We start from the raw sequence: 11,552 nt of genomic DNA on the forward strand, positions 1-11,552 counted from the left end.
ATACTATTCTATTATAAAAATTATAAAAAAGGATTTACCACTTTTAATTTATCAAAATACTGTCCGGAATTTAGATCTTCGCTCCATATTATTTTGCATTCAAGATTTAATGCACTGCAAATTATCAAAGAATCCCAAAATGAGATCTTATAACGATTTGAAATCTGAATTGCTTTAAGTATGTCATTAACGTTTGGTATATCTAATTTCCAGAAGCCGAGGTCGGATATAATCTGGGACGCTTCAAAAGGTGACAAAGGCTTTTTCACCTTTTTTGTGACAATTACGTAAAATTCTTTTAGTACCTGCGTACTTAAACATCCGTTTCTTGTTTCCCATAACTCTTTTAATAATTTTTTACCGATTTCGTGTTTTCTGCCTGCGGAGATATCATGAGCGTATACCAATATATTTGTATCTACAAATTGTAAATCTGATTTATCGCTCATATAAATCATCTCTACTCCAATCAGGATTTCCTTTTGTTCCTAATTCGTAATTATTATTTAATATGGTCAAATGATGTGTTTTTGCCTTTTCGTATATGTCTTCTTTTTTAACTATTTCTTCCAAAGCTTTTGTTAAAAGGCCGGAAATAGAGGTTTGTTTATCTATTGCTATATGTTTAATTTTTTGTAATAAATCCCTGGGTAAGGATAACGTGATATTTTGGGTCTTTTTCATTATATCACCTCCACGTAAATGAGTATAGCACGTATTTACGTGAAATTCAATGTTTGAAATAATGTAAGATTAATATTTACAATAGAAGGAGATAGAGAAATAATAGAGAATGATTAATTTGTGCAAAAATAATTTTGGAGGCTATGCTATGAAGGAAATTAAAATGGGCATAATCGGTCCTGCAGACTCCCTTGAAATAATAAAAAACATTGTAGAAGACTTCAATAACAATGCATCGATATATTTTAAGCCTTACCAGAACTTTGAGGAATTGTCTAATATAAGAAAATTTTGCGAAGAAAATTTTTTAGATGTTTTATTATTTAGCGGCCAAGCACCATATTACTGGGTGAAAGAGCGTGAAAATATTGAAATTCCAATGCTTTACATTCCAAGAAACGGCACATGTTTGTACAGGACCTTGTTTAACATACAATTAGATAAAGTAGATTTTGATAAAGTAAGTTTTGATACGTTATCGGAAGAAGATATTAAAGAAGCCTATAAAGAATTGAACATTCCCACCAAAAAAATATATACCTTAGCATACGACAAATACTTGCCCTACGAACAAATAATTGATTATCATATTAAATTGGTAAATCAGGGTAAGGTAATAGCGGTGGCCACGTGTTTACAAAAACCTTACGATATATTAAGGGGAAAGGGCATAAAAACCTATAGAATTTTCCCAACCAAATCCATTATTAAGGAAACCTTTATTAAAGGTTTGTTGTACGGAGAAAGCAGCAAATTTAAAGAGACCCAATTTGCCATTATTGTCGTAAGAGTAGAGGATGTGCTGAGGGAAATTTATGAAAATAATAATCTTAGCTACAAAATGCAAAAAATTTTATTGGAACTTGAAAAAATTATAATTGATCATTCAGAACTATTGGAAGGGACGATGGTGAAATTCAGGGAAGGCGAATATGCTATTTTTACCACAAGAGGGAGCTTAGAAAATATTATCAAGGATTATTCCAGTTATCCTTTGTATAAAGATATTAAAGAAAATTTTCCCTATTTTGTTACAATGGGGGTAGGCTTTGGTAAAACAGCAAAAACCGCAAGAAATAATGCTTATAACGCTCTAAAATATTCAAAATTAAATAATGGAAACTGTTTTATTGCTACTGAGGATGGTAATATAGTAGGACCACTGATTCCAGAGGGATCCAAATATATGGAATTTATCACCGGTGATTTACTGGAAATCGCTAAAAAAGCGGGGATATCAGCATTAAATTTAAGCAGAATAAAACAGGCTTTGAGAAATTTAAATAAAAACGAAATTTCTTCTAAAGAATTATCAATGGAATTAAATATATCCGAAAGGAGCGCAAGGAGAATTTTAAATAAATTGGAAAAAAAGGGATATGCAAAGATAGTGGGCACAAACATTTTTTTAAACAAAGGCGGAGCAAAAGGCCGTCCTTTGTGGGTATATAAGGTTTTACTATAAGATAATAATTACCCCCTTATTGGGGGTTATTTTTATTGGATTAAAAACACTAAAAAAATTATAAAACAAGAAGGAATTTTAATGAATTTAACGAATATATATTATATTAAAATAAGGACATATTACCGTAATATATCCTAAAAAGGAGGTATAATTTTGTTAGAAGTAAAAACCAATTTACCCAAAAAGAAAGGAAAGTTTGAGAGTTTTTTGGACTGGGTAGAGAAAGTAGGTAATAAGATCCCTCATACCTTTATTTTGTTTATTTATTTAACGGTATTTTTAATGATCTTATCTGCGGTTTTATCTTTAACCGGAGTTACGGTTACAAATCCAGCGACAAAAGAAGTAATAAAAGTGAAAAACCTTCTGGATGCCGAAGGTATTAGATGGATTTTACAAAACATGATTAAAAATTTTACTGGATTCGCTCCGCTTGGCCTTGTATTAGCAATGACTATGGGTATAGGATTGTCCGAAGAAGTTGGACTTTTATCAGCTTTTATGAGGAAAACGATGCTTGGGGTACCTGCATGGGCAATTAGCCTTGCAGTTATGTTTATAGGTATTAACGGAAATATTGCTTCCGATGCTTCGGTTATTATAATTCCCGCATTAGCAGCAAGTGTATATTTATCCTTAGGGAAAAATCCTTTAGTGGGTCTTGTAGCGGGTTATGCAGCTGCTTGTGCTGGATTTTCGGCAAATCTTATTATTGTGGGCACCGATGCACTGCTTGCCGGGATAACACAGGAAGCAGTAAAGATAATAGACCCTAAAATGCAGATAAATCCTTCTATCAATTGGTATTTCATGATGGCTTCAACTATTATATTTACTTTTGTAGGTGCATGGATTACTGAAAAAATAATAGCTCCCAGATTAGGCGAATATAAAGGGAATATAAAATATTTAGAGAATAAAGAATTATCTCCTGAGGAAAATAAGGCTTTGCGAAGTGCAGGAATAGCGGCAATTATCTATTTGGTAATTCTTGCCTTACTTGTCGTCCCAAAAGGGGCAATCTTGCGCAACCCCAAGACCGGAGGACTGATTCCCTCGCCATTTTTGTCAGGCATTATTCCAATAATAATGTTCTTTTTTATCACAATTTCAGTTGTGTATGGTAAAAAAATTGGAAGCATAAAAAATTCGGCGGATGTCCCAAAATTAATGGCGGAAGCTGTAAAGAAAATGTCGAGTTACATAGTATTGGTATTTATAATCGGTCAATTTGTAGCTTTCTTTGACTGGAGCAATATCGGTGTTGTTCTGGCGGTAAAGGGCGCGGAGTTTTTGAAAAATATTGGTTTTACGGGAATACCTTTAGCCTTAGGGCTTATAATATTATCGACAATTATCAATCTTTTTATAGGCAGCGGCTCTGCAAAATGGAGTATATTGGCCCCCATTTTTGTGCCTATGATGATGTTGCTGGGATATTCTCCTGCTTTTACTCAGGTAATTTATAGAATCGGTGATTCTTCCACTAACCCGATTACTCCGCTGTTCCCATATTTCCCTATACTTTTAGGTTTTGCTCAGCAATATGATGAAAATATTGGTGTCGGCACTCTGATTTCATTAATGATACCCTATTCATTGATATTTATGATAGTATGGATTCTTCAGCTTTTTGTATGGATGGCTTTAAAACTTCCTCTTGGTCCTGGGGCAGGAATTTTTATGTAAAATGTAAAAACACTTTTCGGCGGGCTTTTCACATTTAAAGCCCGCCAAGTACTTAAACTTAGGAGGGAATAGTTTGTATATAAATGAACTAATTAATAAAAATATAGAAGAAATAATCAAAATACGAAGGGAAATACATCAGTATCCCGAATTAGGTTATGAAGAATACAGGACTTCTGCTATGGTAGCGGAAAAATTGAGTGCTATGGGACTAACGGTTAAAACAGGAGTCGCCGGGACCGGAGTAGTAGCGGATTTATGCGGCTCGAAGGAAGGTAAGTCAGTATTATTGAGGGCGGACATGGATGCCCTTCCTGTAAAAGAGGAGACGGGCTTACCCTTTGCATCAAAGGTTGACGGAAAAATGCATGCTTGCGGTCATGATATTCATACTGCTATTTTATTGGGTACCGCCCGGGTTCTGTCAGATCTGAAAAACAGGTTTAACGGCTTCATTCGCTTTGTTTTTCAACCGGCGGAGGAATGTAGTCCTGTCGGTGGGGCAAAAAAAATGATAGACGAGGGTATCCTGGAAAATCCAAAGATGGATTATGCTTTTGCCTTGCATGTTTGGCCGCTCCTTCCGGTAGGGAAAATAGGATTAAAAAGTGGACCGATTTCGGCTCAGTCCGATAGGATTTTCATTAATATTTTAGGAAAATCCGGTCACGCCGCAACACCACATTTGACCTACGACTCAATAACTGCGGCAGGGCATGTGATTATTTCCCTGCAAACCATGATATCAAGGAGAATAAACCCTCTGGATAATGTTGTTTTATCCTTGGGCAAGATTTGGGGGGGAGATAGATATAATGTTATTTGCGATAAAGTTGAAATCGAGGGCACGGTGAGGATTCTTTCCGATAACAAAGGGCTTAACATTGAAGATTTAATTCGCGATACGGTATCCCATGCCGCAAAGATTTGCGGAGCACAGGGTTATGTAGATTATATAAAGGGTTACCCGATGACAATTAACGATGAAAAATTAACGGCCTGGGCGGAAAATACCCTGAGAAATTTATGCGGCCGGGATTCGGTGGTAAAAATTAATCCCGATCTGGGGGGAGAGGATTTTTCCTTTATCTCACAAAAAATACCATCTTTATATTTAAAATTGGGGACTTCTTCCGATAAAACCGGTGTATATCCGCTTCACAATAGTAAAGTAGTCTTTGATGAAGAATGCATTCCTTTTGGAATAAGCGTTTTATCCAATCTCGTTTTGGAGCTGCTAAAAGAAGGGAGTAACCATTAATTATGGATAACCAATATAATGAAATTTTAAATAAAGCAATAAATTATCGAAGGGATTTTCATAGGTACCCCGAGACGGGATGGTTGGAATTCAGGACGACATCTATCATTGCAAAAGAATTATCCCGATTAGGTTATGAAATATTACTGGGGAAAGAGATAATTGATGAAAAAAGCGTAATGGGAAGACCGTTGGAAACAGTTATCAAAGAAAATATTATAAGGGCAATTAATGAACGTGCCGATGAAGAAATACTGAAAAAAATGGATTGCCTTACAGGTGTAGTTGGTATATTGGATACTAAAAATCCAGGTCCAACGGTAGCCTTTAGATTTGATATAGACGCATTGGAACTGGAAGAACCGGAAGATGAAAATCATAAACCCTATAAGTACGGTTTTTCTTCAAGACATAAAGGTGTCATGCATGCTTGCGGACATGATGGCCACGCCGCAATGGGTTTGGTTTTTGCCGAATATCTTTCGAAAGCAAAAGAGGAATTGAAGGGCAAGGTGGTTTTGATTTTTCAGCCGGCGGAAGAAGGCGTGCGTGGGGCAAAAGCAATGGTAAAAAAAGGTGTTGTAGATGATGTGGATTATTTTTTCGCCATGCATATAGGATTCGGCAGCACAAAGGATATCGGTTTGGTGGCAAAAAGCAAGGGATTTTTTGCCACGAAGAAATTGGATGTGACTTTTAAAGGAAAATCGTCCCATGCTGCAGCATACCCTCATTTGGGTAAAAATGCTTTATTGGCTGCATCGAATGCCGTTATTAATTTACATGCAATACCGCCGCATTCGGAAGGACAAACTAGAATAAACGTGGGTGTCTTACATGCGGGAACTTCAAGGAATATAATTCCAGACAAAGCAATTATGCAAATGGAAATCAGGGGTGAAAACGATAATTTGGTGGAATACATGAAAAATTGTGCTGAAAGAATAATTGCAGGAAGCTCTAAGATGTATGAAACAGAATACGAAATAGTCGAAGCAGGAAGTGCAATATGTGCTGATGGAAGCGACGAATTGATTCCTTTATTGATAGAAGTGGGAAGAGAATTAAATTTACCCGATATTCGAGTAGATAGTAATATGAACGGCAGCGATGATGCCACATATTTTATAAAAAGAGTTCAAGAAAAAGGTGGGAAAGCTATATATTCACAGATCCTTTGCCCTATAACAGCTCCCCATCACAACAATTATTTTGACTTTGATGAGAAAGCCTTGCTGTATGGAGTTTTAATTAATTTGAAAATTACTAAAAAACTATTGAAATAATAAAAAGCCATCTCAATTGGAGATGGCTTTTTCGATTACTCCGTAATTTGTGCCGATGAGAGCTATTTTTTTGCCGTTCGTGGAAAAGCAGGTTACACCAAGAATACCAGAATGTATAATAAAATAAACTGAATATTAGTATATTTATAGTAGTATTAAAATTACCCCAAATTTCACAAAATGCTGGATAAGGGGGGATAGGGGTAAAGCTTTGTTAGCAGAGATTTATTAATCTCCAAATATCTTAAAGGGGGTTGGACTCATGAATTCATTGGTTCTTCTTATTCTGGGTGCCGTGCTTTTCATCGCGGCCTACGCCACTTACGGTGCTTACCTGGCAAAACAGTGGGGAATTTCTCCGGACAGAAAGACTCCCGCTCATGAACTTTACGATGGCGTAGACTATGTGCCCACTAATAGATTTGTACTTCTCGGACATCACTTTGCTTCTATCGCGGGAGCGGGCCCTATTGCGGGACCTATACAGGCGGCTATTTTCGGATGGTTACCGGTGTATTTGTGGATAGTTATAGGCAGTATATTTGTAGGTGGAGTTCACGATTTTGGCTCTCTTCTGGCATCCATCAGGCATAAGGGAAAATCCATAGGCGAGATCATTGAAGCCAATATTGGCAAAACAGGGAAAAAGCTTTTTAACATCTTTGCCTGGCTTACACTGATACTGGTGGTAGGTGCTTTTACGAGCATAACCGCAGATGCTTTTGCAGCAACCCCTGCAGCGGGAACGGCATCGGTATTGTTTATTCTTATAGCAATAATATTTGGTGAGTTTGTTTATAGAAGAAATGCAAACTTAGCTGTATCAACAATAGTGGGCGTTGCGGTAATTTTCATCTCCATTTGGATAGGTTTTAAATACCCCTTCCTGCAGTTCAGCAAAGAAACCTGGCAGTATATCCTTCTTGTATACGTATTCTTTGCTTCGGTTTTACCCGTATGGTTACTGCTTCAACCCAGAGACTACCTGAACTCCTTTATACTTTACGCAATGCTTATTGGCGGTGCACTGGGTATAATTATTATGAGACCGATGCTTCAGCTTCAAGCCTTTAAAGGTTTTACAGTGGTTACCAAAGCCGGTCCTCAGTACCTATTCCCAATACTTTTCGTAACTGTAGCCTGTGGAGCAATTTCTGGTTTCCACTCTCTGGTGGGTTCGGGTACCACAGCAAAGCAGATAGACAGTGAAAAGGATACCCAATTTGTAGGGTACGGTGCTATGTTAATAGAAGGGCTCCTTGCTATCGTTTCGTTAATATCCGTGGCTTACGTAGCAAAGGCTGAAGGAGCTCCGGCAGTAATTTTTGCTAACGGCGTTTCCGAGTTTATGAGCAGTTTCGGAATTCCCAGGGAATTTGGGAAGGTATTTATAACCCTGGCTTTTTCGGCTTTTGCCCTTACCAGTTTGGATACCGCTACAAGACTTGCCAGGTATATTTTCCAGGAGTATTTTGAATCCGAAACCGGAAAAACCAGCTGGATAGCCGATAAGTACGTAGCCACCGCAATAACAGTTGTTATTTCCTACATGCTTGTGACCTACGGTTATCAGAAGATATGGCCGATTTTCGGTTCTTCAAACCAGCTCCTTGCTGCTCTTGCATTACTGGCATTGACCGCATGGTTTGTAAAAACCGGTAAGAATCCAACGTTTACTTTGGTGCCTATGATATGGATGTTTGCTGTAACTCTTTCAGCAACCTTGCTTTTGATGAGAAACTTTTATGTAGCAAAAAATTACCTGCTGGTATTTTTAGCAGTCGCACTTTTCATCCTTGCGATTATCTTGATTATTGTAACCTATAACACCCTGACGAATAAAAAAACGGGTAAGAATACAAATATAAAAATGTAATAAAAAAATTAAAGGGGTGGGTGAATACCCACCTCCTTTATCTTTAAAAAAGGAGGAACTAAGGTTTGATGGAACCGGTAGAGTACTTAGAAATAATATACAATAAATTAAAACCATTTTTTGATATAGAAAGAGATTTTATAATTGATGAAAATAAATTTGATCTTTTTGCAAAATACCACGCAAAACATGTTAGAACCTTTTTAACTCCAAATGATGTTATTGACTCCTATAATACTAATGAGTATTATGCAATAAAGCTGTTTGGAAAAAGATTTGAAGAAAAGGATTTTCAGCTTTTTAGTGGGTTGATGAGGAAAATTCACGATAATTACGTAAAGCCTGACGAAGACCATATGTGCAGCATTGTAAACGGGATAGCCATATTGGAGGATGGCCTTGAGGAAAAGGTGGAAAAATCTATTAAGAGTTTTTCCTTTGAAAAAAGCTACTTTTTTTTATTGAAGGGATGGAGCAGAATTAATATAGCGGCGGTGGATCTAAAAAACGAAAAGATAATTGTAAGCCGCTGGGGGAAAAACCTGGAAAAAGTTTTAAAAACAGATAAAAATGGAAAATCAAAAAAATAATTAAAAATCTCATAAATATGGTATATTTATATTAAAAGGTCATTGATTGAGAGAATATTTTTCGGGGGTAAGCTTTAATGGCTTATTTAATCCTTAAAGGACTTATTAATAGACTTGGGATATTTATAATTATTGCACTACTTCTTTCAAAAAACAGAGCTTTTAAAAATTTAATTTTAAAGCAGCATGTTTCAATTAAAGATAAATTAGTGCTTTCGGCTATTTTTGGAGCTTTCGGGATACTCGGCACTTATATGGGCATTCCAGTATATGGAGCTATTGCCAATTCCCGGGCGGTAGGTGTCATAATAGGAGGGCTTTTAGGAGGGCCCTTTGTGGGTATTTTATCGGGATTCCTTGCGGGATTTCACAGGTGGGCCATAGATATCGGAGGGTTTACCGCGCTGGCCTGCGGTCTTTCTACTTTTACCGAAGGAACGATAGCCGGTTTTTTGCATAAAAAATTAAATCACGGGAAGGTAAGCTGGAAAATCGCTTTGTTAATTGGTGTAGCTTTGGAGCTGTTGCAGATGGTTATTATATTGATCGTTGCAAAACCTTTTTCTGCAGCTTTGAATCTGGTAAAGGTAATTTGGTTCCCCATGACTTCGGTAAACTCCATAGGAATTGCGCTTTTTATATCGATAATTGAAAGCATCTTTGGAGAGCAGGAAAGGGTAGGAGCCTATCAGGCGCAAATTGCACTGGAAATCGCTTCGGAGACGCTCCCTTATTTAAGGCAGGGTTTAAATGAATTTTCAGCTTTCAAAGCGGCAAAGATAATTTACGAAAAAGTAAATTACGATGCGGTGGCGATTACCGATAATAAACAGATCCTTGCACACATAGGGGCAGGAGAGGATCACCATAAGAGCGGGATTAATGTGCTGACAAAACTTACTCAAAAAGCTTTAGAAACTGGCGAGTGCCAGATAGCTTCAAATAAGGAAGAAATCGAATGCAAAATTAACGAATGCCCGTTAAGGTCGGCGGTAATCGTGCCCTTAAAGGAAAAGGATCAGGTTATAGGCTGCCTTAAACTTTATAAAGTAAGGGAAAACAGCATTACCGGTATCGATGTTCGGTTGGCGCAAGGTCTTGCCCAGCTTTTTTCCACCCAGCTGGAACTTTCAAAGATGGAATATCAGGCAAAACTTCTTGCTAAAGCGGAGTTAAAAGCTTTACAGTTTCAAATTAATCCCCATTTCCTCTTTAATGCGCTAAATACCATTGTTTCCATTTGCCGCAGCAACCCAGAAAAAGCCCGGTCGCTTCTCATTTATCTCGGTGAATTCTTGAGAAAAAACCTTAGCTCCGTCAAGGAAATGGTACCTTTAGAACAGGAACTTGAACACGTGAGGGCCTATCTTGCCATAGAACAAGCAAGGTTTGGCGACAGGTTAAAAGTGGTTTACGAAATTGAACCGGATACCAATGTAATGGTGCCTCCGCTCATTTTGCAGCCCCTGGTGGAAAATGCTGTAAAACACGGTTTGTTGCCGAAAAAGGAAGGTGGAGTTGTATTAATAAAAACGAGAAAAGTTACGGGCGGAATAGAGATAACTGTTGCCGATAATGGTCTGGGAATGGACGAAAATGAAGTTGAAAATCTCTTTAATAAGAAGGAGTGCGGCGAAAAAATTGGACTTTTCAATGTCAACGCCAGGCTGGAAAATCTTTATGGATCCGAAAGCCGTTTGAGAATAAATTCGAGGCTGATGAAGGGCACTGAAGTGAAGTTCTTTATTCCTTCGACCGAAAGGACCTGGAGGGAGGCTTATGGAAATTACCGCGCTGCTGGTAGATGATGAGCCGCCAGCCCGGGATGAACTGAGATATCTTCTGGATGCTTACCCCGAAATAAAAATAATCGATGAGGCTTTTTCGGGACAGGAAGCCATTGAAAAGGTGGATGAAAAAAAGCCCGACGTGGTTTTTCTCGATATTAAATTGTGGGATATGGACGGTTTTGAAGTAGCCCGCAACATTCTACAAAAAGAAAAATCGCCGTTGATAATATTTGCTACCGCTTACGACGAATTCGCCGTAAAAGCCTTTGAAGTAAATGCGGTGGATTATATTTTAAAACCCTTTTCCGCCAGCAGAATTGAAAAAACCGTGAACAGACTAATAGAAATTTTTCGAAACAGGAAGGAGAAGGATGAAATTTTAAAAGTGGCAGAATACTTAAGGAGCCTTGAAAAACCCTGCTGCAAGAAACTATCTTTCTGGAAAAACAACAGGATTCATCTAATATATCCCGAAGAAATCTGTTACTGTGAGGCCGAAGAAAAGGGAAGTAAAGTTAAAACGATATACGGGGAATTTTATTCCGCTTATACCCTGACGGAACTGGAAGAAAAAATTAACAGTCCGAATTTTTTCAGGGCTCATAAAAGCTACCTTGTTAACCTGGAAAAGGTCAAGGAAATAATACCCTGGTTTGGCGGAACTTACCTTTTATCGATTCAGGGTTACGAAAAGGATGAGGTTCCGGTAAGCCGCCGCCAGGCAAAAGAACTAAAAAGAATTTTTGATATATAAAATCAGCTTTCAACTTTAAAGAGGTTATGTCAAGATTCTATGAAAATGTCACCCCAAGAGGGGTAGTTTTATTCAGAGAAAATGTCACCTTTTCTTATGGCCCTAACCAAGTATATTTACCCATCTTGATGTGTCAAGGGTAAAATGAACGCTT

The 11,552-nt window shown here is 37.6% G+C and carries 10 protein-coding genes; 8 read left to right on the plus strand and 2 right to left on the minus strand.

Annotated elements, in window-relative coordinates; all coding sequences use genetic code 11:
- Positions 1-20: 20 nt before the first annotated feature.
- Both ATZ99_RS05975 and ATZ99_RS05980 read right to left on the minus strand, forming a co-directional pair.
- The gene (locus tag ATZ99_RS05975; RefSeq protein ID WP_068748345.1) at positions 21-449 is read right to left on the minus strand and encodes a PIN domain-containing protein; all 429 of its coding nucleotides are present in this window, start codon (positions 447-449) and stop codon (positions 21-23) included.
- On the minus strand, positions 439-684 hold the full coding sequence (locus tag ATZ99_RS05980; protein WP_068748323.1) for a CopG family transcriptional regulator: 246 nt from the start codon (positions 682-684) through the stop codon (positions 439-441). Before ATZ99_RS05980 ends, ATZ99_RS05975 begins: the two co-directional genes overlap by 11 nt.
- 148 nt (positions 685-832) lie before the next feature.
- On the opposite strand from ATZ99_RS05980, the gene ATZ99_RS05985 reads away from it, so the two are divergent.
- From ATZ99_RS05985 to ATZ99_RS06020, 8 genes are all read left to right on the plus strand, one after another.
- A complete protein-coding gene (locus ATZ99_RS05985; protein WP_068748324.1) occupies positions 833-2,149 on the plus strand; it encodes an HTH domain-containing protein in 1,317 nt (438 codons plus the stop codon).
- Positions 2,150-2,305: 156 nt separating this feature from the next.
- Complete coding sequence (locus ATZ99_RS05990; RefSeq protein WP_068748325.1) at positions 2,306-3,841, plus strand: AbgT family transporter; 1,536 nt, start codon at positions 2,306-2,308, stop codon at positions 3,839-3,841.
- Positions 3,842-3,914: 73 nt separating this feature from the next.
- Positions 3,915-5,102, plus strand: a complete 1,188-nt coding sequence (locus tag ATZ99_RS05995; RefSeq protein ID WP_068748326.1) for a M20 metallopeptidase family protein — start codon at positions 3,915-3,917, stop codon at positions 5,100-5,102.
- A 2-nt stretch (positions 5,103-5,104) separates the two neighbouring features.
- The gene (locus ATZ99_RS06000) at positions 5,105-6,388 is read left to right on the plus strand and encodes an amidohydrolase (protein ID WP_068748327.1); all 1,284 of its coding nucleotides are present in this window, start codon (positions 5,105-5,107) and stop codon (positions 6,386-6,388) included.
- A gap of 262 nt (positions 6,389-6,650) precedes the next feature.
- Positions 6,651-8,264, plus strand: a complete 1,614-nt coding sequence (locus tag ATZ99_RS06005) for a carbon starvation CstA family protein (RefSeq protein ID WP_068748328.1) — start codon at positions 6,651-6,653, stop codon at positions 8,262-8,264.
- Between the two features lie 68 nt (positions 8,265-8,332).
- Positions 8,333-8,854 carry a DUF8052 family protein gene (locus ATZ99_RS06010; protein ID WP_483855330.1) on the plus strand — a complete coding sequence of 174 codons (522 nt, stop codon included), beginning with the start codon at positions 8,333-8,335 and terminating at the stop codon, positions 8,852-8,854.
- 77 nt (positions 8,855-8,931) lie between these two features.
- Complete coding sequence (locus tag ATZ99_RS06015; RefSeq protein WP_068748330.1) at positions 8,932-10,662, plus strand: sensor histidine kinase; 1,731 nt, start codon at positions 8,932-8,934, stop codon at positions 10,660-10,662.
- Positions 10,634-11,398 carry a LytR/AlgR family response regulator transcription factor gene (locus ATZ99_RS06020; protein ID WP_068748331.1) on the plus strand — a complete coding sequence of 255 codons (765 nt, stop codon included), beginning with the start codon at positions 10,634-10,636 and terminating at the stop codon, positions 11,396-11,398. The genes ATZ99_RS06015 and ATZ99_RS06020 overlap by 29 nt, the downstream gene beginning before the upstream one ends.
- The last annotated feature ends 154 nt before the right edge of the window (positions 11,399-11,552 follow it).

The organism is Thermovenabulum gondwanense (assembly GCF_001601575.1).
In the GTDB taxonomy this organism is placed as follows: Bacteria; Bacillota; Thermosediminibacteria; order Thermosediminibacterales; family Thermosediminibacteraceae; genus Thermovenabulum; species Thermovenabulum gondwanense.